This is a genomic window from Agromyces mediolanus, from assembly GCF_023715325.1.
In the GTDB taxonomy this organism is placed as follows: domain Bacteria; phylum Actinomycetota; class Actinomycetes; order Actinomycetales; family Microbacteriaceae; genus Agromyces; species Agromyces mediolanus_A.
Map to the genome: position 1 here is coordinate 55,498 of NZ_JAMBNX010000011.1, position 19,241 is coordinate 74,738.

Here is a 19,241-nt window from a genome sequence, read left to right on the forward strand (position 1 = left end):
TGAAAGTCGGGCAAGTCGGGTCGGTTGCAATCAGTCCCGATTCGTGAAGGCGTCCTTCACGTCGTTGCCGGCATCCTTGGCCTTGTCTCCGGCCTGCTTGAGGTCGGCCTTCGCCTCTTCGGCGCGACCCTCGGCCTCGAGCTCCTCGTTGCCGGTCACCTTGCCGATGCCCTGCTTCGCCTTACCGGCGAGCTCTTCGGCAGTGTGCTTGGCCTTGTCTCCGAGTCCCATGGTCGGTATCCCCTCGATGTCGGTTCGCCCTTCGGCGCGAGTTGCGCCGACCACTCCACGTTCGCACCAGGGCGCCTCGACCGCCAAGGGATTGACAGCTCCGCCGCGATATGGAAGGCCGGCTCACCGGGCCTCGTCGAGGCGCTCTTCCTCCAGGAGGGCGACGAGCGCCGCCTCCGGCCGCCGGCTCGGCTCGAGCACGAAGCCCGACTCGTATGCGCGCACCACCCGCGGGTCCACATAGCTCGACTTCGCGATCGTCGGGGTGTTGTGCAGCACCTCGGATGCCGCGACGTACGCCTCCCGGACCGCGGCGTTCCGCGCCCGCTTCGTGCCGAGCGGCCCCTCGGCGGCGAGCCGTTCGGCCGCAGCGAGCGTGCCGCGCAGCGTGCGGAAGTCCTTCGCCGTGAAGTCCCCGCCGGTGCGCTCCCGGATGTCGTCGTTCACTTCGCTGGCCGTGACCGCCCGGAGCGCGGCCCTGGCCGGGTCCGCCGCTCGCCAGCTGAACAGCCGCGTGCTCGGCCGCGCGTCGGCCCCGGACTCGACGAAGCCGACGAGGCCGGCGTCGGCGAGCTCGATCCGGTGCAGCGCCCCGCCCTTGGCCCGGAACCGCAGTCGCACGAGCTCGCCGTCGACGCGCGCGTTGCGCATGAGCAGCGTCGTGAGCCCGCGGGTGCGGGCGGCGAGCAGGTACTCCTCGCCGCCGACGCGGAGCGCCCCGAGATCGAGCGTGCGGAACGCCGCGGCGAGCGCGCGCTCCCGACCGCGGCCCTCCGCCGCGAGCTGCCGCCGCACGGAGCGACGCGCGTCGGGCAGCACCCGGGCGAGCTCCGTCATCCGCTCGAACTTCTCGGCATCCTGCTTCTCACGCCACGCCGGGTGATACCGGTACTGAAGACGGCCCGCGGCGTCCACGCCGACCGCGAGGATGTGCGCGTTCGGCGCCTCCGCGATCCATACCTCCGTCCAGGCGGGCGGGATGGCGAGATCGTCGATGCGCCGTCGTTCCGCGCGGCCGGCGAGCCCGCCGTCGCTGTGCCGGTACTCGAAGCCCGAGCCGCGACGACGCCGTTGATAGCCGGGCGACACGTACGGCTGCACCCGGCGCAGCCGCGGCATCCCCGGCCCGCCTCAGAGGCCGCGCCCGCCGGTGACCGGCAGGATCGCGCCCGAGACGTAGGAGGCCTCCTCGGAGGCCAGGTAGACGTACGCGCCGGCGAGTTCGGCCGGCTGGCCCGCGCGGCCGAGCGGGGTGTTCTTGCCGAACTGCGGCAGTTTGTCTGGCCATCCGGTCGCCGGGATCAGCGGGGTCCAGATCGGCCCGGGAGCCACGGCGTTCACGCGGATGCCGCGCGGCCCGAGCTCTTCGGCGAGCGCCTTCGTGAAGGCGACGAGCGCCGCCTTCGTCATCGCGTAGTCCACGAGCCGAGACGAGGGGTCGAAGCCCTGGATCGACGCGGTGGTGATGATGCTCGACCCGGGCTTCAGCTTCGGCACCGCGGCGCGCGCGAGGAACACCGGGGCGAAGAGGTTCACCCGCATGACCGTTTCGAAGTCATCGGTCGGGATCTCGTCGATGCCTCCGCGATCGCGCTGGTGGGCGGCATTCAGCACGAGCAGGTCGATGCCCCCGAAGGTGTCGCAGACGCGCTCGATCATCAGCTCGCAGTGCGCTTCGGAGCGGAGGTCGCCGGGCAGCAGCAAGGCCTGCCCGCCGGCATCCTCGATCCAGCGCGCCGTTTCCTCCGCGTCGGCGTGCTCTCCTTCCAGGTAGCCGATCGCGACGTCGGCGCCCTCGCGTGCGAAGGCGATGGCCGTCGCGCGGCCGATGCCGGAGTCGCCGCCGGTAATGAGGGCACGACGGCCCTGTAGGCGGCCGGAGCCGCGGTAGCTCTCCTCGCCGTGGTCTGGCTTCGGGGTCATGTCCTCCGTGACCCCCGGAGCGGATTGCTCCTGCCGGGGGAACGGGCCCCTCGGATGCTTGGTGGTCGGGTCGATGAGGGTCGTGGTGCGTGCCATGGTCTCCTCCTCGGCGATCTTCGTCGTCGTCGTTGCTCGGTGTACGCCTCCACGGTAGGCAGCGCGGCGCGCGGCGGTGCAGGGGGTTGACACTCGCTGTGGCGTTCGACAAACGGGCTCGCGCCCCCGGATTTCCGCGTAATTGCACGCCGGAAGCGTCCGCGTCAACCCCCACGGACGGTTGCGTGAACTCCCCTAGCGTGAAGGTGTTGCGATCGGACATCCACGTCGGATGCGCCGTCCCGAGGAAGGGGTTCCAATGAACATCCTGCTGATTATCATCGTCATCATCGCCATCATCCTGGCGATCACCGGCGGACTCGTGCAGTCGCTGAACTTCCTGCTGTGGGTGGGACTCGTGCTGCTGGCGATCGCCGTGATCAGCTGGCTGATCCGAGCGATCGCGGGGCGCCGAGGCGTGTAAGCCGTCGACCCGTCCAGCACCAGACCCCGAGTTGCCCGACTTCCATGAAAGTCGGGCAACTCGGGGTTTTGGTGTCTTCGGAGCCGCGGATGCCTCGCGCGGTAGTCGCTCGCACCGGCATCCGCAAGCCCCTCACCGTCTTGCGCCGTGTTCCGTACCGTCGCTGGCGGATCGAAACCCGACCAGCACACCGACGAGAGGAGTCGACGATGAGCACGATGATCACCTCCGAGATCGACGTGGACGTACCGGTCCGCACCGCCTACGACCAGTGGACGCAGTTCGAGTCGTTCCCGGAGTTCCTGAGCGGCGTCGACGAGATCACCCAGATCGACGATTCGCTGACGCATTGGGTGGTGAGCTTCGGCGGTGTACGCCGCGAGTTCGATGCCGAGATCATCGACCAGGTGCCCGACGAGCACGTCGCCTGGCGCAGCGTGGGCGAGGTGCAGCATCGTGGGCGCGTCGCGTTCCGACCGGAAGCCGACGGCAGCACTCGGGTCGAGTTGACCATGGAGTGGGAGCCCGAGGGGTTCGTCGAGAAGGCGGGTGCCGCGCTGCAGCTCGACGATCTGCTCGTGAAGCGCGACCTGGAGCACTTCAAGCGCTTCATCGAACAGCGGGATGCCCCGACCGGCGCTTGGCGCGGCGAGGTGCACGACCCCGCCCCGGGCGGCGCGCCCCAGTTCGGCCGTGACGGCACCCTCGGGGACGACCCCGACCTGCGCCTCTGAGCCGCTCCGCGCTCCGTCTGCGCCGGACACGACGCAGAACCCGAGTTGCCCGACTTCCATGGAAGTCGGGCAACTCGGTTTCGCGTCCCGGCGCGCGTGGCGGTCAGGCGAGGAAGGGCTGGTGCTCGTAGTCGCCGTCGGGCGTGACGATGACCGCGGTCGATTCCGGCACCTCGATGAACGCTCCGGGCAGGTCGTTCAGCGGCTCGCTGACGATGAGCCGGGCCCGGGTGCCGAAGGCGCGGAGCCGCTCGAAGTCGGGGTACATGGCGCGCAGCACGTCGATGTCCTCGGAGTGGAACAGGGTACGGGTCCGGTGCTCGCTCGAGTAACGGAACGCCCAGACGGTCACCCCGTCGGTCACGGCGAACGTGCCCTGCACCGCGGCGGCGACGCCGTGCCCGCGGCCGGCCTCCTCGATGCGGCGCAGGGTGCGCGCCATCGCCTCGATGGGGTCGTCCATGAGCCCGTACGTGAGCGCGAGGTGGAAGACGAGCTCCGAGTCGGTGGTCCCGCGGATGCCGAGGAAGAACTCGGGCGCGACCTCGAGCACCAGTTCGCGCTTCATGGCGGCGAAGCCCGCGATCGCGCCGTTGTGCATGAAGAGCCACCGCCCGTACCGGAACGGGTGGCAGTTCGTCTGCTGGATGGGCGGCCCGGCCGCCGCCCGCACGTGCGCGAAGAACAGCGGGCTCTCGACCGCCTGCGCGAGCTCGCGGAGGTTCTCGTCGTGCCAGGCCGGCTCGATGCTGTGGAAGATCGCCGGCGCATCACCGGGATCGCCGGACGGGCCGTACCAGCCCAGGCCGAACCCGTCGCCGTTCACCGTCTCCGCACCGAGCGGCGAGTTCAGCGACTGCGCGACGAGGGAGTGTTTCGCATCGAGCACCACCCGTGAGATCTGCAGCGCGTCGCCCGTGTAGGCAAGCCATCGGCACATCCGTCTCATCTCCTCTCTGAGTGAGCGGGGCGATGCCGGCTCCGAGCGTGAGGCGGGCCGACGCTCACTCCGCCGCGGCGGCCTCCTCGGCCGGGCACTTGGCGAGTTCCGCCATCTTGGCCACCGACTGGTCGAGCGACCAGGGCAGCTCGACCATCGGACGTTCGTGATCGGGCGCCGCCTCCGCTTTCGAGGCGATCGAGGCGAGCGCGAACGCCACCTCGCGTACGAAGTCCGCCCCCGAGGTCGAGTCGTTCAGCGCCACGACCACCGTCAGCCCGGTCTTCGGGTCGGTGAACGCGGCGGTGAGCGCTCCGGGCCCCTCGCCGGCGGTCCCGCGCATCGGGCCGTACTGCGCGCCGCCGATGCCGTAGCCCTGCCATGCGGGCGCGTCGCCGCTCATCGGCACGAGGGACCACTGCTCTCGGGCGAACTGTTCGTCGATGAGCGCGCCGGTGGCGAAGGCCTCGCTGAGCGCCTGGGCATCGGCGAGGGTGGTGACGGCCCCGGCGGCGGCCCCGCCCATCGAGCTCGACTGCTTGGAGTCGTCGTACTTGGCGGCGCAGTCGGGAGCGCCGTCGGCGCCCGGCTTCGCGAGGTACGCGCCGAGCGTGCCGTGGTGGTCCACCTCGCTCGGCGCGGGGATGGCGGTGTCGTCCATCCCGAGCGGGCCGAAGACGTAGTCCTCGGCGAGCGAGTTCCAGTCACGGCCGGTCGCGTTGCGCAGGGCGAGGGAGAGCAGCATGACGCCCGCCCGCGACGGGGACCAGCCCTCCCCCGGCTCCAGGGCGCGTCCAGCTGCGAGGCCGCCCGAGATGAGCTCCGTCTCGCTCCACACGCGCTGCGGGTTGGCCGCGAAGTGCGCCTTGAGCGAGGGGTAGAAGTCGCCGAGTCCCGACGTCTGCTGGCAGAGCTGGCGGAGCGTGATGCCGTCGATGCCGGGCGTCGAGTCGACGTAGGTGCTGACGGGGTCGTCGAGCTTCACCACCCCCGCGTCGGCGAGCCGGAGTAGCACGGTGCAGGTGATCTCCGTCGTGCCAGTGGCCAGGCGGAACTTCGTCTGCGGGGTGACCTTCGACGCGTGCTCCTCGAAACCGGTCGTGCCGGTTACGCCCTCCCAGGTGCCGGACCACGGCGCCCAGACGCCGGCCAGCCCGCCGCTCGAGCCGCTCTGTCGCACGGCTTCGTCGAGCACGCCCTGCAGCTGCTCGACGGTCGAGTCCGGCAGGGCGCGGTCGAGCTCGTCGAAGCTGCGCGCCGGATCGGGCCCGCCGCCGGTGCATGCGGTCAGCGCGAGAGCGACCGAGGCGATCATCGCAGCGAGCCCGGTCAGGCGTCCACGACGCCGAAGGCGCCGCGCGCGCGAAGAATGCCGTTGCTCAGCCACCAGCCCCCCTAGCCTGTGTCCGCTGCGATTCTACCCCGGCGCTCGGGCGCCGACCGTCAGGGGATCCCCCGAGGCATCCCTGATTCCCGCAGGTAACCGGTTGAATCAGTTACTTCCCGGGGCGCGTGGCGGGAGGAGATGCTCACCGCGGGAGGTCGAACAGCACCGTTCGGGCCTCCCGCCAGGTCGAACTCCTCCGCAGCGGCGATGCGAGCGGCGGCCTCGCGCACCCGGCGGGGCGGGCCGGGCGAGCAGGGCGGGCCGGCGACTACCCGCCGAGCTGCGGCCGCATCGCACCCGACATGAACCGCTCGACATCCCGGTCGACGATGATGTCGCTCGGACGCAGCGGGCGCGCCAGATAGAGCCCCTCCAGGGACGTCAGCCGGCTGAGCGCCACGTAGCTCTGCCCGGGGCTGAACACCCGGGGCCCGAGGTCGACGATCGCGGTGTCGTAGCTCGCCCCCTGGGACTTGTGGATCGTGACCGCCCAGGCGAGCCGCAACGGGAACTGCGTGAACTCCGCCACGATCTCGCGCTCGAGCTTCTTCGCCGCCGGATCCCAGCGATAGCGGTACTTCTCCCAGGTGACCGGCTCGACCTCGTGCTCCTCGCCGTCGACCTCGACGAGCACCTCGCCATCGAGCGAGGTGACGGTGCCGATGGTGCCGTTCACCCAGCGCTGCCCGTCGGGGCCGACCGCCGTGTCGTTGCGCAGGAACATCACCTGCGCGCCGACCTTCAGCTCCAGCCGCTCGTCGGCGGGGAAGGTGCGCCCGCCGAAGTCGCCGTTCACCTCCGCCGGATTCGCGAGCGACTCCCCGGGCAGGCGCTTCAGCTGCGCCCGATTGATGCGGTTGACGGTGTCGTTCGTCGTCGCGAGGGTGATCGCCCCCTGCTCGGGCAGCGGCCGGCGCGCGCCGATCTCGTTCAGCACCCCGGCGATCTCCGCGGTGACCATGCCGTGCCGCACGGCGTTCAGCATGTACTTGAAGCGGTCGTCGCTCTGCCGGTGCACCTCGCCGAGCTCGAAGATGCGCAGCGAGGTCTCGCCCCACACCTTCGCGTCGAAGAACCACATCGAGCGGTACGTGTCGGCGAAATAGCGGCGCTCCTCGCCGTCGCCCGGCACGGGCGCGAGCTGGTAGGGGTCGCCGAACAGCACCACCTGCACGCCGCCGAAGGGCTCGCCCTGACGCTGCCGGGCCTGCCGGAGCGCGCGGTCCATGGCGTCCATGAGGTCGGCGTTCACCATCGAGACCTCGTCGATGACGAGCGTGTCCATCGCGTTCAGGATCTTGCGCACCTGATCGTTCTGGTCGATCGCGTGGTCGGCGATGACGCCGATCGGCAGGCGGAACAGCGAATGGATGGTCTGCCCGCCCACGTTCAACGCGGCCACCCCGGTCGGCGCGCAGATGACGATCTGCTTCTTGGTGTTCCAGTTGAGGTGGTTGAGGAGCGTCGACTTGCCGGTGCCGGCGCGACCGGTCACGAACACGTGCTCTCGGGTGTGCTCGATCGCCTCGAACACCGCGGCCTGCTCGCGGGTGAGGGTGACTGACTGCACGGGAGTCTCGGCTCGCTGATCTCTGCTCGGAATCGGATGCCGCGGCGACGGCCTGCGGCGACGCGCCCGCCGGGCGCGCTCCCACCCTAACGCCGGGCGGGCCCGAACGCCGGGCGGCCTTCGGCTCGGGACATCCTCAGTTTGTGCCGGAAGGCCGCCCATAGACTGGCCGGGTGGGGAAGCGAGACGCAGCACGCGGGCGCATCTCGCCGCTCGCCGTGATCGGCTGGGTCGGCGCGGGTGCGCTGCTCGGCGGCGCCCTCCTCGCGGCCCTGGGCGGGCTGAACCAGACCGTCTACGGCGCCTCCAACTTCGTCGAGCGCTACCTCTCGGCCATCGCCGACGACGATCTCGCCACCGCGGCGACGACGCCGGGGGTCGCGCTCGACGCCAAAGCGCTCGACGCCCTCGGCCTGCCCACCGACGTCTCCACCGCGATGCTCCGCTCCGGCATCGTCGACGCGGGCCCCGCCGACGTCCGCATCGTTCAGGACGTCGCGCACGACGACGGCACCCACTCGGTCACCGCGAGCTACCGCATCGACACGGCGATCGCCGAGACCACCTTCGAGGTGAAGCCGATCGAACCCCTGTACGGGGTGCTGAACCGCTGGGCCTTCGCCGAGAGCCCGCTCGCGATCATCGACGTCACCGCGGCGCACTCGCCGCAGTTCACGGTGGGCGACCTCACGCTCGACACGCGGGCGACGAAGCCCGAGGACGAGCTGGCGAACTTCACGCAGACGACGCCGTACCTCGCGATCGCACCGGCCGCCTACGAGTTCGAGTACGACTCGCAGCTGCTGCAGGCCCCGCACGTGCTCGCCGTCGCCCAGCCGGGCGCGCGCGGCGCCGTCACGGTCGACGCGCAGCCGACGCAGGCCTTCGTCGACCGGGTGCAGGCGCAGCTCGACCTCTACCTCGAGGGCTGCACGGCGCAGCAGGTGCTGAACCCGACGGACTGCCCGTTCGGCATCGACATCGACGACCGCCTCCTGAGCGACCCCGTGTGGTCGATGGTGGCGAGCCCGACCGTGACGCTCACCGCGGGCGAGTCGGCCTTCGAGATGCCGGCGACGGCGGGCACAGCCCACATCTCCGTCGAGGTGCAGTCGCTCTTCGACGGGGACATCTCCACGCTCGAGGAGGACCGCGGCTTCACGGTCGCCCTCGACGCACGCATCAAGCCCGACGGCTCGATCGCGGTGCAGCTGAAATAGCGCGGGCGCGCGGCCCCGACGTCGCGCGCGGCCCCGACGTCGTGCGCGGTCGAGCGCTCAGCCGCGCGGGGCCCGGTCGTGCTCGGCGATGGCCGCGAGCTGCGCGTTGTACGCCTCGAGCTCGGCATCCCCCGTGCGATCCGCGTGCCGGTCGCGACGGCGGGACTCCTTCTCGTCGCTGCGCGCCCACTGGATCGCGACCGTGATCGCCAGCGCGAGCGTCGGAATCTCGCCGACCGACCAGGCGATGCCGCCGCCGAGCTGCTGATCGGCGAGCGCATCGGTGCCCCAGCCCATCGCGCCGTACCAGTCGGCGAGCATGAGCCCCGTCGACATCATGATCGCGAGGCCGAAGAAGGCGTGGAACGCCATCGTGCCGAGCAGCAGCAGGAGCCGGAACGCGTACGGCAACCGGTACGGCACGGGATCGATGCCGACGAGGGACTGCACGAACAGGTACCCCGTGATGAGGAAGTGCGTGATCATCCACTCGTGCCCGATGTGGTCGACCATCGACCAGCGGAACAGCGGCGAGTAGTAGAACACCCAGAGCGAGCCGACGAAGAGGGCGGCCGCCACGAAGGGATTCGCGATGATCCCGGCGAACTTCGAGTGCACGGCGAGCAGCACCCACTCGCGTCCACCTCGGGAGCCGTCCTTGCGGGCCCGCACGGCGCGCGCGATGAGCGTCACCGGGGCGCCGGGCACGAGCAGCACCGGCACCGCCATCGTGAGGCCCATGTGCCCGAGCATGTGTGCCGAGAACAGGTACTCCTGGTACGCGTTCACCCCGCCGCTCGTCAGGTAGGCGAGCAGGAGCAGGCCGGAGACCCAGAGCACCGCACGGTAGATCGGCCATTTGTCGCCGCGGCGGCGCAGCCGGCGCACGCCCGCGAGGTAGAAGAAGATGCCGAAGCCGCACGCCAGCAGCCAGATGAGGTCGGGCTTCCACTCGGTGGCGAAGCGGTACCAGTCGGGCCACGGCGGCAGCAGCTCGCCCGTGAGGATCTCGGCGGGCGTGCGGGCGAGGTCGCCGGCGACGTCCTCGGAGACCGGTGTCCCCGTGCGGGCGAGGGCGGCCGCGACACCGGAGGCGATGCCCATGAAGGCGAGCTCGGCGACCACGAACCACCAGAACTCGGTGAGGGGCCTGCGCGCCGAGGCATCCGCCTTCGATCCGGCACCGGATGCCTCGGCGCGCAGCTGCTTGCGCTGCATCCGCCCGATCAGCCAGGTGCGCTGCAACGCGCCGAAGCAGCCGAGCGCGATGAGCGCGCCGACCTTCGCGATCACGAGGATGCCGTAGGGCGTGCCGAGCGCGTCCCAGCTGCCGATGCGCAGCGCCGCGCTGGCGTAGCCCGAGATCGCCACGACGATGAAGCAGACGAGCGCCACCGTGGAATAGCGGGCGAGCACCACGACGAGCCGCTCACCGCCGAGCCGGCGCTGCAGCAGGACGATGGTGATGAGCCCGCCGAGCCAGACCGCGGCGAAGACGAGGTGCAGGCCGAGGGCGGTGATCGCCTCGCTGTGCCCGGCCGCGCCCGCCGCGTGGCCCTGTTGCGCGAGCGGCACGAGGGAGAAGACGGCCAGCACGGCGACGAAGACGAGCGCGGTGTGGTTGCGCACGGCGAAGCAGAGCACCGTCACGGCGGCCGCGACGAGGGTGGTGGTGAGCCAGGCCTGGCCGAGCCCGATGCTCGTCACGAACTGGCCGAGCTGCATGCCGAAGCGCTCGCCCAGGTCGAAGGGCACGCCCGTCACGTCGAGGAAGGTGACGAGTCCGGCAGCGGCGCTCGCGACGGTCATCACGGCGGCCGAGGCGGCCGCGACGTCGAGGGCGGCGTTGAACTCCTCGCGCTCGGGGCTGAGCGCCCAGAGGGCCAGCACGAGCGAGCCGATCATACCGGCGGCGCCGAGGTTCACGAGGAGCTTCGCGACCGGGAGGCTCCAGCGCACGATCGGGCCCGGGTCCTGGATCAGGACCGGATCGGCACCGCCGCCGAAGGCGAGGCCCACGAGGACCGCGATGAGCGCAGCGGCAACGAGCGCGGCAGGGCCGAGCACACGAACGGAACGGGGCACCGCACCAGCCTAGGCGCTGCACCTGGGGACCTCATCCGCCGCAGCGGCCCGCCTCCGTCGCGACCACCGGGGCCCGTCGCGACCGCGGGGCCTGTCGCGACCGCGGGGCCGTCGCGATCGCCGGGCCCGTCTCGACCACCGGGCGCCGTCGCGACCGCGGGGCCCGTCGCGACCACCGGGCGCCGTCGCGACCGCGGGGCCCGTCTCGACCACCGGGCGCCGTCGCGACCGGGGAACGACGAAGGGCGACCGGCCGGAGCCGATCGCCCTTCGAGCGTCGTGACGACTTACTTGGCGGCAGCCTTGAGCTTCGAGCCCGCGGTGACCTTGACCGAGTAGCCGGCCGGGATCTCGATGGTGGCGCCGGTCTGCGGGTTGCGGCCGGTGCGAGCGGCGCGGTGCGAGCGCTCGACGGCGAGCCAGCCCGGGATGGAGACCTTGGTGCCCGAGCCGACCGACTCGGCGAGGGCGTCGAAGAGACCGCCGAGCACGGCGTCGACGGTGGCCTGGCTCTGACCGGTCGAAGCAGCGATCTTCGCGACGAGCTCGGTCTTGTTCAGCGACTTGTCAGCCATTGAGTGTCCTCCTCGGACGTTCGCTGTCGGAACAGCACTTGTTGAAGAACTCGGGAACGATCGTTCAACCACCCCCGGGGCCGTTCAGGCCGCCTCGAATGTAACAGACTTCCCCGGAATCACGCGGATTTCCGGGTCGTTCGAGCATTCTCGCACCGGCGTGTCGTGCGCCCATGGCGAACGCCGCGGCGCCGCACGCGCCTCCGCACCCACCCGCTCCCGCCCCGCCCTCGCCCCGCACTCGCCCTGCTCCTGCCCCGCCCTCGCCCCGCACTCGCCCTGCTCCTGCCCCGCGAGGGGGTCGCATTCCGACCGCGCGTTCGGCCCCGAGCCATCCTGGCGTCGCGATTCGACCCCCTCGCCGAGAGGCAAGCGCTGGGAGGGGGAAAGCGGGCGGAAAGCGGGGCGGGCGGCGGGCAGGCGGCGGGCAGGGGGAACAGCGGGGGGCGAGGGCAGACGCGTGAAGGGGCGCCCCGGAGAACCGGGACGCCCCTTCACGTGAAGCGGGTGCGGGCTGGGTTACCAGCTCGACTTGGTGATGCCGGGCAGCTCGCCCTTGTGCGCCATGTCGCGGAAGCGGACACGCGAGATGCCGAACTTCGAGAGCACACCGCGGGGGCGGCCGTCGATGGCGTCACGCGAGCGCAGGCGAACCGGCGAGGCGTTGCGGGGGAGCTTCTGCAGGCCGATGCGGGCGGCCTCGCGGGACTCGTCGGTGCCGTTCGGGTCGACGAGCGCCTTCTTCAGCTCGGCGCGCTTGGCGGCGTAGCGGTCCACGACCTCCTGGCGCTGCTTGTTGCGCGCGATCTTGCTTTTCTTCGCCATGTCTTAGCGCTCCTCTCGGAAGTCGACGTGCTTGCGCACCACGGGGTCGTACTTCTTGAGCACGAGACGGTCGGGGTTGTTGCGACGGTTCTTGCGGGTCACGTAGGTGTACCCGGTGCCGGCCGTCGAACGGAGCTTGATGATGGGACGGATGTCCTGCTGCTTCGCCATTAGAGCTTCACCCCACGAGCCTGGATGTCACGGACGACGGCGTCGATGCCGCGGGCGTCGATCACCTTGATGCCCTTGGCGGACACGTTCAGCGTCACGTTGCGACGAAGCGACGGCACGTAGTACGTCTTCTTCTGCACGTTCGGGTCGAAGCGGCGCTTCGTCCGGCGGTGCGAGTGCGAGATGTTGTGACCGAAGCCGGGAACGGCGCCGGTCACCTGGCACACTGCTGCCATTGGTTTCCTCCAATACCGAGGGGCGGATCGCCCCTCCCAAGGTCTCTTGTCTGCAGGCGGCGCCCACCGCTTGCGCGGAAGATACGAGGGATTCGCCTACGAACTGGGCAGTGGATGTACCCAGCCAACGAGCCAGCCTAGCAGATCCCCCGATCCGGGCCGAATCAGAGGACCTGGGAGGGCAGCGCTCAGCCGTCCTCCTCGTGCGTGCCGTGCTTCTGCTTGTCGGCCTCGCTGCGGCGGTCCCAGCCGGGGCGTCTGACGGCGTAGAAGATGAGCGGCGGCACGCCGAGCACGACGATCACGACGCCGACGATCCAGGGGTACGCGGCGGGCGAGAAGGCGCTGAACCCGTCGGGCGGGATGAACGCCAGCAGGAACGCCGCGAGGCAGGCGACGAAGCCGACGCCGGCGACGAAGTCGAGCGCCGGCACCCGGTACGCCCGCTTCACGTTCGGTTGCGTGCGCCGCAGCACGATCGCCGAGGCGAACATCATCATGTACATGATCAGGTAGAGCGCCGCGGCCATGTCGATGAGCGCGACGAACGCCGAGCTCACGTCGGGCACGATGATGAAGATCGCCGCGAGCACCGTCACGATCGTGCCCTGCAGCATCAGGATGCCGGACTGCACGCCCTCCTTGTTGCGCTTCTGCAGCACGGGCGGCAGCAGCCCGGTCTCGGCGGCGGCGAGCACGCCCTTCGAAGGCCCGGCGACCCAGGTGATGACGGAGGCGAACGCACCCGCCGCGATCAGCGCGGAGACGACGGCCGTCGCCCACTCCCCCATGCCCCAGTGCTGGAAGTACTCGCCGAACGCGAGCATGATCCCGTTCGTGAGGCCGAGCTCCTTCTGCGGCACCGCGACCGAGATCGCGAGCGTCGGCAGGATGAACACGGCGAGGATCAGCACCGACGCGAGCAGCACCGATCGCGGGTAGCCGCGGCCGGGGTCCTTCATCTGGTTCACGTGCACCGCGTTCACCTCCATGCCCGCGTAGGCGAGCACGTTCGACACGATCAGCACGATCGAGGCGAGGCCGGTGAACGGCGGGATGATGGCGGATGCCTCGAGGGGCACCTGGCTCTTCTCCCCGCTGAACACCCAGATCGCCCCGAACACGATGAGCAGCGCCGCGGGCAGCAGGGTACCGAGGATGCCGCCCCAGGAGCCGAGCTTCGCGAACAGGTTGCCGCCGCGGAGGGCGATGAACGTCGAGCCCCAGTAGAGCACCAGGATCACCACGGCGGTGAAGAACCCGGAGTTCGACAGCGAGGGGTCGAAGAACACGAAGGCGAGCGCCGCGGCGATGAAGGACAGCTGCGTCGGGTACCAGACGACGTTCTGGATCCACTGCAGCCAGACCGCCGTGAACCCCCAGCGGTTGCCGAGCGCCTCGCGCACCCAGATGTACACGCCGCCCTTCCACCCGGTCGCGAGTTCGGCGGCGACGAGCGCCGTCGGGATCAGGAAGAGGATCGCCGGAATCAGGTACAGGGTGATGCTGCCGAGCCCGAACACCGCCATCGCCGGCAGCGAGCGCAGGCTCGCGACGACGACGAGGGTGAGCAGGGCCAGCTGGCCGACGCCGAGGAAGGCGGCGGCGGGATTGTGCGGCGCGAGCGGATGGTTCGATGCCCGCGCGGCCTCGGTGCGATGCTGAGCCATCTCGCGCTCCTAATGGTGGAACCCGGGGTGCTGGCCCTCGACCGGCATCGGCGATTCGAGGGCGTCGAGGTAGGCGGTCTCGGTCTGGATGGCCTCGAGCAGCTCCTCCGCGAGGTCCATGCTGAGCCCGTTGCGCACCACGATGCGCTGCACGGTGAGATCCGCGAGGTCGTCGGGCATCGGGTAGGCGGGGACGAGCCATCCCTTCATCCGGAGCCGGTCCTGCAGGTGGTACAGGTTCCAGTTCTTCGTGTGCCCGGCCTTCAGCCGCCACGCGAAGACGGGGATGTCGCTGCCGTCGTTCCACAGCTCGAAGGCGCCGATCTTCGCGATGCCCGCCGAGAGGTACTTCGCGACGTCCTGCGAGGCCTGCTGCACCGCGGTGTACCCGTCGATGCCGAGCCGGAGGAACGCGTAGTACTGCAGCAGCACCTGCGCGCCCGGCCGCGAGAAGTTCAGCGCGAACGTCGGCATCTCGCCGCCGAGGTAGCTCACCTTGAACACGAGGTCGTCGGGCAGCCACTGCGCCTCGCGCCAGACCACCCAGCCGAGGCCCGGGTAGACGAGCCCGTACTTGTGCCCGGAGGTGCTGATCGAGTGCACCCGCTCGAGGCGGAAGTCCCACACCGTGTCGGGCTGCAGGAACGGCGCGATCATGGCTCCGGAGGCGCCGTCGACGTGGATCGGGATGTCGAGCCCCGTCTTCGCCTGGATCGCGTCGAGCGCCTTCGCGATCTCGTCGACGGGCTCGTACATGCCCGTGTACGTCACCCCCATGATCGCGACGACGCCGATGGTGTTCTCATCGACGTACTGCTCGAGGCCGTGGCCGTCGAGCGTCTTGTGCTCCTCGGAGATCGGCACGAAGCGCGGTTCGACGTCGAAGTAGTTGCAGAACTTCTCCCAGCACACCTGCACCGCGCTCGACATCACGAGGTTCGGCGAGCTGGTGTCCTTGCCGGCGGCCCGACGGGCCTGCTGCCAGCGGCGCTTGAACGCGAGGCCGCCGAGCATGCACGCCTCGGACGAGCCGATGGTCGAGGTGCCGATCGCGGTGGTCGCGTCGGGCGCGTTCCACAGGTTCGCGAGCATCCGCCAGCAGTTGTCCTCGATCGCCGCGGTCTGCGGGTACTCGTCCTTGTCGATCATGTTCTTGTCGAACGAGTCCTCGTACAGCTTCTTGGCCTCGTCGTCCATCCACGTCCCGACGAAGGTCGCGAGGTTCAGGCGGGAGTTGCCGTCGAGCATGATCTCGTCGTGCACGATCTGATAGGCGGTGTCGGGCAAAGATTCCGCCTGTGGAATCCGGTGCCGTGCGGCGACGATCGCCTCCCCCGGCCTCGAGAAGTTCGGCGTCTCATCGGAGTCGAGTCGATCGGACATGTGGCCCCCCAGCATCGAGATACTCCGGCACCGGAGCTCGGTGCCGGCGCGGATGCCGCGGGCGGCGACGGATGGGTCCCCCCGAACCTGCATCCGAGTCGGATGCTACGGAAGATCGCCGACGGCGTCCAGGCCCCGCCCGAAGACGACGGATGCCGCGGGCCGGTCGGGCCCGCGGCATCCGCGTCGGCGACGCACCTCGGGTGCGTGCGTGGTGCTACTTCGTCAGACCGTCGACCCACTCCTGGTTGTCAGCGATCCAGTCGGCGACGACCTGGTCGTAGTCGTCGCCCGTGTGCTCGTTGAACATGGCGTTCTCGAGCGAGTAGAGCAGCTCGCTGTCCATCTGGAAGTTCGACAGCCACTCCGCGACCTCGGGGTGGTCGTCGGCGAAGCTGCCGCTGCCGAAGGCGTGGATGCCCTCGGCGGTGCCGAGGGTGCCCTCGGGGTCCTTCAGGTCCTTCAGCGGGAAGGCGTCGTAGGCCCAGTGCGGGCGCCAGAGCGTGACGACGATGTTCTCGCCGGCATCGGTCGCCGCGGTCAGCTCGGAGAGCATGGCGGGCGTCGAGGACGTGACGAACTCCATGCCGTCGAGGCCGTACGTCGGGATCGTCTCGTTCTGCACGGCCTCGGTGAGGCCCGCGCCCGGCTCGATGCCGACGATGCGGTTGTCGAACTCGTCGGCGTGCTTCGCGAGGTCGGCGAGCGAGTCGATCGGGGCGTCCTCGTTGACCGCGACCGTCAGCGAGGCCTGCTCGTTCCAGGCGCCCAGGTCGGTGAGGTCGGCGCCGAACTGCTCGAGGTAGCTCGCGTGCGTCTGCGGCAGCCAGACGTCGAGGGTGAGGTCGTAGTCGCCGGTGGAGAGACCGGAGAAGACCGGGGCGACGTCGGCGTACTCGAGGGTGACGTCGTAACCCTGCTCGGTGAGGATCGCCTTCCAGAGCTCGGAGGCGGCGATGCCCTCGTCCCAGCCGTTGAACACGGCGATCGTGAGCTGCTTGTCGGAGGCGGCGTCGCCGCTGCCCCCGCCGTCGCCCGCGCAGCCGGCGAGGGCGATCGTCGCGGCCGCACCGAGGGCGAGCGCCGTGGTGAGGTGTCGCTTCTTCATGATGGTTCCTTTCCTCCCGCGTGCTGTGTCGCGGGTGTTGGGGATGTTCCGCGCGGGGGCACCGCGCGGGATCGACGGGCGACGGCGCTGAACGCCGGCGTCCGCGAGTCTCTGCGCCGTCAGGCGGTCGCGGCGGGCACCCGCGGCGCCTCGGCCTCCGGGGCGGGGGGCGTGCCGGCATCCTGCGGCTCCGCCGCCTTCGCCGTGCTCTTGCCCGTCTTGCCGCGGAACCCGCCGCCGAAGGCACCGGTGATGCGGTCGAGGATGACGGCCAGGATCACGACCGAGAGTCCGGCCTCGAAGCCGAGGCCGACGTCGAGCCGGGTGAGGCTCGCGACGACCTGCCCGCCGAGGCTGCCCGCGCCGACCATGCCGGCGATGACGACCATCGACAGCGAGAGCATGATGACCTGGTTCACGCCCGCCATGATCGACGGCATCGCGAGCGGCAGCTGGATCTGGCGCAGGATGCGGCCCGGCGACGAGCCGAACGCCTGCCCGGCCTCGACCACCTCGCGGTCCACGCCGCGGATGCCGAGCTCCGTGAGCCGCACACCGGGCGCCATCGCGAACACGATCGTCGCTACGATGCCGGGCACGACGCCGACGCGGAACAGCACGAGCGCGGGGATCAGGTAGACCATCGCGGGCATCGTCTGCATGAAATCGAGGATGGGCCGGATGATGCGGGACGCGACGTCGTTCCGTGCCGCGAGGATGCCGAGCGGCACCGCGACCGCGATCGCGATGGCGCTCGCGACGAGCACGAGGGCGAGGGAGTCCATGGCGTTGTCCCACTGGTCGACGCCCAGGATGACGAGGAGGCCCACGGCGGTGCCGACGCCGAGCTTCCAGCCGCGCGCCCACCACGCGAGCGCCGCGACCACCAGGATCACGGCCCAGAACGGCGGCGCCGAGAAGAGCCAGTCGACCGCGTCGTACGCCGCGAGGAAGATGGTGCGGAGCGTCGCGAAGAAGCCTCCGGCGACGTCGGTGATGGTGCGGAAGGCCGCCTCGATCCACTCGCCGAGGGGCAGTCGGAAGCCGTTCATCGCGCACCCCCCTCGGTCGCGGCGGCGACCGGCCGGGCGGGCTCCGGCGCGGCATCCGCCGCCGGCGCCTCGCCTACCAGGGCCTCGGCGTCCTCGTGCGCGGCGCCCGCGGTCTCGCGGAGGGTCGCGGTCACCACGTCGACCGGCACGGTCGCCGGGGGCTCGACGATCTCGAGCTCACCGGTCACGGCCGGGATGTTGCCGAGCGCGGCGAGCAGGGTGACGCGCGGGACGGCGCCGAGCAGCCGGCCGGCGTCGTCGACCACGGCGAGCGGCAGCGGGCTCTCCACCGAGGTCTCGAGGAGTTCGCTGAGGTGCTCGTCGGGGCGCACGATCGGATGGTCGTCTCGGATCGCGCTCTCGAGGGAGCGGTCGCCGCGCTGCACGAGGCGCAGCGCGTCGCGGTCGCGGATGACGCCTCGCAGGCGCCTGCCGCCGGTGACCACGAAGGCCATCGAGGTCTGCAGGTCGCGCATGGTGCGGAGCGCGCCGCGCGGGCCTGCGGAGGCCGAGACGACGGCACGAGGCGGTTCCATGACGTTCGCGGCGGTGAGCACGCGGGCCCGGTCGACGTCCTGCACGAACTGGGCGACGTAGTCGTCGGCCGGATCGGTGAGGATCTCCTCCGCTGTGCCGAGCTGCACGATGCGCCCGTCGCGCATGACGGCGATCCGGTCGCCGAGGAACATCGCCTCGTTGAGATCGTGCGTGATGAAGACGATCGTCTTGCCGAGCTCCTGCTGCAGCTCGATCAGCTGCTCCTGCATCTCGCGGCGGATGAGCGGGTCGAGCGCGCTGAACGCCTCGTCCATCAGCAGGATGTCGGTGTCCGCGGCGAGCGCGCGGGCGAGCCCGACTCGCTGCTGCATCCCGCCCGAGAGCTCGGACGGGAGCTTGTCTCCCCAATCGCGGAGGCCGACGCGATCGAGGATCCGGTCGGCGCGGTCCCGGCGTTCGGCCGGCGCGACGCCCTGGATCTCGAGACCGTAGGCGGCGTTGTCGCGCACGGTGCGGTGCGGCAGCAGGGCGAAGTGCTGGAACACCATCGAGACGTGGCGGCGGCGTACCTCGCGGAGGCGCTTCGGCGCGATGCCGGTGATCCGCTCCCCCATCACCGAGACGGTGCCGGCGGTCGCGGGCACGAGCCCGTTCAGCATCCGGATGAGCGTCGACTTGCCGGAGCCGGAGAGGCCCATGACGACGAAGATCTCGCCCTGCGCGACCTGGAAGTCCGCGTCGATGACGGCGGCGGTGCCGAGCCCGGCGAGCTCGTCGCGGCTTGCGCCGCGGCGCAAGCGCTCGAGGGCCTCGCCGGGGCGGCGGCCGAAGAACTTGGTGAGGCCGGCGACCTCGATGGCCGGCGTCTCGGCGGTGACGGGACGAAGGGCGAGCGGGTCGGCGTGGGGCGCGGGGTGCTGGGCGGGTGGGGTCGGGTTCTCGGGCTGCTGCGAGCGCACGGGCATAGACAGGGTGCTCCTGGCGCGCCGGCGGAGGGTGCTGTGTGCTGACGCGCACGAGTCACGGCCGGGTCAGGGCGATCCGGGATCCGGGAGCGGAGCGCGATACGCGGTCCAGCGATCCGGGGATCCAGCGCGACCGGCCATCGGGACC

The 19,241-nt window shown here is 70.7% G+C and carries 19 protein-coding genes; 3 read left to right on the forward strand and 16 right to left on the reverse strand.

The features are described 5' to 3' along the window. Positions 1 to 30: 30 nt before the first annotated feature. The 3 genes from M3147_RS16825 to M3147_RS16835 all read right to left on the reverse strand — a co-directional run bounded on the left by M3147_RS16825 (position 31) and on the right by M3147_RS16835 (position 2,250). A complete protein-coding gene (locus tag M3147_RS16825) occupies positions 31 to 231 on the reverse strand; it encodes a CsbD family protein (RefSeq protein ID WP_251204577.1) in 201 nt (66 codons plus the stop codon). A gap of 123 nt (positions 232 to 354) precedes the next feature. After that, the gene (locus tag M3147_RS16830; RefSeq protein ID WP_251204578.1) at positions 355 to 1,350 is read right to left on the reverse strand and encodes a DNA topoisomerase IB; all 996 of its coding nucleotides are present in this window, start codon (positions 1,348 to 1,350) and stop codon (positions 355 to 357) included. A 12-nt stretch (positions 1,351 to 1,362) separates the two neighbouring features. Continuing rightward, complete coding sequence (locus tag M3147_RS16835) at positions 1,363 to 2,250, reverse strand: SDR family oxidoreductase (protein ID WP_251204579.1); 888 nt, start codon at positions 2,248 to 2,250, stop codon at positions 1,363 to 1,365. Positions 2,251 to 2,509: 259 nt separating this feature from the next. Here M3147_RS16835 and M3147_RS16840 point away from each other — a divergent pair, with 259 nt between their 5' ends. Together M3147_RS16840 and M3147_RS16845 are read left to right on the forward strand one after the other, a co-directional pair. After that, positions 2,510 to 2,674, forward strand: coding sequence for a hypothetical protein (locus M3147_RS16840; protein ID WP_243570000.1), 165 nt, complete (start codon positions 2,510 to 2,512; stop codon positions 2,672 to 2,674). A 209-nt stretch (positions 2,675 to 2,883) separates the two neighbouring features. Continuing rightward, a complete protein-coding gene (locus tag M3147_RS16845; protein WP_251204580.1) occupies positions 2,884 to 3,408 on the forward strand; it encodes an SRPBCC family protein in 525 nt (174 codons plus the stop codon). A 103-nt stretch (positions 3,409 to 3,511) separates the two neighbouring features. On the opposite strand, the gene M3147_RS16850 is transcribed toward M3147_RS16845, so the two are convergent. From M3147_RS16850 to M3147_RS16860, 3 genes are all read right to left on the reverse strand, one after another. Then, a complete protein-coding gene (locus M3147_RS16850; protein ID WP_251204581.1) occupies positions 3,512 to 4,348 on the reverse strand; it encodes a class II glutamine amidotransferase in 837 nt (278 codons plus the stop codon). Positions 4,349 to 4,412: 64 nt separating this feature from the next. Then, complete coding sequence (locus tag M3147_RS16855) at positions 4,413 to 5,663, reverse strand: serine hydrolase domain-containing protein (RefSeq protein WP_251204582.1); 1,251 nt, start codon at positions 5,661 to 5,663, stop codon at positions 4,413 to 4,415. A 340-nt stretch (positions 5,664 to 6,003) separates the two neighbouring features. Further along, positions 6,004 to 7,305 (reverse strand): ATP-dependent DNA helicase, encoded by a 1,302-nt coding sequence (locus tag M3147_RS16860; RefSeq protein WP_251204583.1) that lies wholly within the window; start codon positions 7,303 to 7,305, stop codon positions 6,004 to 6,006. Between the two features lie 173 nt (positions 7,306 to 7,478). Here M3147_RS16860 and M3147_RS16865 point away from each other — a divergent pair, with 173 nt between their 5' ends. Next, entirely contained in the window at positions 7,479 to 8,525 is a 1,047-nt protein-coding gene (locus M3147_RS16865) for a hypothetical protein (protein WP_251204584.1), read from the forward strand. A gap of 57 nt (positions 8,526 to 8,582) precedes the next feature. Here the strand turns inward: M3147_RS16865 and M3147_RS16870 are convergent, their stop codons facing one another. The 10 genes from M3147_RS16870 to M3147_RS16915 form a co-directional block, all read right to left on the reverse strand. Beyond that, the gene (locus M3147_RS16870) at positions 8,583 to 10,610 is read right to left on the reverse strand and encodes a cytochrome c oxidase assembly protein (RefSeq protein ID WP_251204585.1); all 2,028 of its coding nucleotides are present in this window, start codon (positions 10,608 to 10,610) and stop codon (positions 8,583 to 8,585) included. A gap of 287 nt (positions 10,611 to 10,897) precedes the next feature. Further along, on the reverse strand, positions 10,898 to 11,185 hold the full coding sequence (locus M3147_RS16875) for an HU family DNA-binding protein (protein ID WP_251204586.1): 288 nt from the start codon (positions 11,183 to 11,185) through the stop codon (positions 10,898 to 10,900). A gap of 519 nt (positions 11,186 to 11,704) precedes the next feature. Then, positions 11,705 to 12,010 (reverse strand): 30S ribosomal protein S14, encoded by a 306-nt coding sequence (rpsN, locus tag M3147_RS16880; protein WP_243569993.1) that lies wholly within the window; start codon positions 12,008 to 12,010, stop codon positions 11,705 to 11,707. A gap of 3 nt (positions 12,011 to 12,013) precedes the next feature. Next, positions 12,014 to 12,181: a 50S ribosomal protein L33 gene (gene rpmG, locus M3147_RS16885; protein WP_021760158.1), complete on the reverse strand. Its 168-nt coding sequence runs from the start codon at positions 12,179 to 12,181 to the stop codon at positions 12,014 to 12,016. After that, positions 12,181 to 12,417 (reverse strand): 50S ribosomal protein L28, encoded by a 237-nt coding sequence (gene rpmB, locus M3147_RS16890; protein WP_251204587.1) that lies wholly within the window; start codon positions 12,415 to 12,417, stop codon positions 12,181 to 12,183. Before rpmB ends, rpmG begins: the two co-directional genes overlap by 1 nt. A gap of 188 nt (positions 12,418 to 12,605) precedes the next feature. Next, entirely contained in the window at positions 12,606 to 14,087 is a 1,482-nt protein-coding gene (locus M3147_RS16895) for an amino acid permease (RefSeq protein ID WP_251204588.1), read from the reverse strand. Between the two features lie 9 nt (positions 14,088 to 14,096). Next, positions 14,097 to 15,470, reverse strand: a complete 1,374-nt coding sequence (locus M3147_RS16900) for a glutamate decarboxylase (RefSeq protein ID WP_251204589.1) — start codon at positions 15,468 to 15,470, stop codon at positions 14,097 to 14,099. 217 nt (positions 15,471 to 15,687) lie between these two features. Next, positions 15,688 to 16,578: a glycine betaine ABC transporter substrate-binding protein gene (locus tag M3147_RS16905; RefSeq protein WP_251204590.1), complete on the reverse strand. Its 891-nt coding sequence runs from the start codon at positions 16,576 to 16,578 to the stop codon at positions 15,688 to 15,690. Positions 16,579 to 16,697: 119 nt separating this feature from the next. After that, positions 16,698 to 17,630, reverse strand: a complete 933-nt coding sequence (locus M3147_RS16910) for an ABC transporter permease (RefSeq protein ID WP_251204591.1) — start codon at positions 17,628 to 17,630, stop codon at positions 16,698 to 16,700. Continuing rightward, positions 17,627 to 19,093 carry a quaternary amine ABC transporter ATP-binding protein gene (locus tag M3147_RS16915; protein WP_251204592.1) on the reverse strand — a complete coding sequence of 489 codons (1,467 nt, stop codon included), beginning with the start codon at positions 19,091 to 19,093 and terminating at the stop codon, positions 17,627 to 17,629. Before M3147_RS16915 ends, M3147_RS16910 begins: the two co-directional genes overlap by 4 nt. Positions 19,094 to 19,241: the final 148 nt, after the last annotated feature.

Bases quoted from the DNA above. Each gene is read 5' to 3' on its own strand.
- M3147_RS16825 (WP_251204577.1), bottom strand. From the start codon at position 231: ATGGGACTCGGAGACAAGGCCAAGCACACTGCCGAAGAGCTCGCCGGT.
- M3147_RS16830 (WP_251204578.1), bottom strand. From the start codon at position 1,350: ATGCCGCGGCTGCGCCGGGTGCAGCCGTACGTGTCGCCCGGCTATCAA.
- M3147_RS16835 (WP_251204579.1), bottom strand. From the start codon at position 2,250: ATGGCACGCACCACGACCCTCATCGACCCGACCACCAAGCATCCGAGG.
- M3147_RS16840 (WP_243570000.1), top strand. From the start codon at position 2,510: ATGAACATCCTGCTGATTATCATCGTCATCATCGCCATCATCCTGGCG.
- M3147_RS16845 (WP_251204580.1), top strand. From the start codon at position 2,884: ATGAGCACGATGATCACCTCCGAGATCGACGTGGACGTACCGGTCCGC.
- M3147_RS16850 (WP_251204581.1), bottom strand. From the start codon at position 4,348: ATGTGCCGATGGCTTGCCTACACGGGCGACGCGCTGCAGATCTCACGG.
- M3147_RS16855 (WP_251204582.1), bottom strand. From the start codon at position 5,663: ATGATCGCCTCGGTCGCTCTCGCGCTGACCGCATGCACCGGCGGCGGG.
- M3147_RS16875 (WP_251204586.1), bottom strand. From the start codon at position 11,185: ATGGCTGACAAGTCGCTGAACAAGACCGAGCTCGTCGCGAAGATCGCT.
- rpsN (WP_243569993.1), bottom strand. From the start codon at position 12,010: ATGGCGAAGAAAAGCAAGATCGCGCGCAACAAGCAGCGCCAGGAGGTC.
- rpmG (WP_021760158.1), bottom strand. From the start codon at position 12,181: ATGGCGAAGCAGCAGGACATCCGTCCCATCATCAAGCTCCGTTCGACG.
- rpmB (WP_251204587.1), bottom strand. From the start codon at position 12,417: ATGGCAGCAGTGTGCCAGGTGACCGGCGCCGTTCCCGGCTTCGGTCAC.
- M3147_RS16895 (WP_251204588.1), bottom strand. From the start codon at position 14,087: ATGGCTCAGCATCGCACCGAGGCCGCGCGGGCATCGAACCATCCGCTC.
- M3147_RS16900 (WP_251204589.1), bottom strand. From the start codon at position 15,470: ATGTCCGATCGACTCGACTCCGATGAGACGCCGAACTTCTCGAGGCCG.
- M3147_RS16905 (WP_251204590.1), bottom strand. From the start codon at position 16,578: ATGAAGAAGCGACACCTCACCACGGCGCTCGCCCTCGGTGCGGCCGCG.
- M3147_RS16910 (WP_251204591.1), bottom strand. From the start codon at position 17,630: ATGAACGGCTTCCGACTGCCCCTCGGCGAGTGGATCGAGGCGGCCTTC.
- M3147_RS16915 (WP_251204592.1), bottom strand. From the start codon at position 19,093: ATGCCCGTGCGCTCGCAGCAGCCCGAGAACCCGACCCCACCCGCCCAG.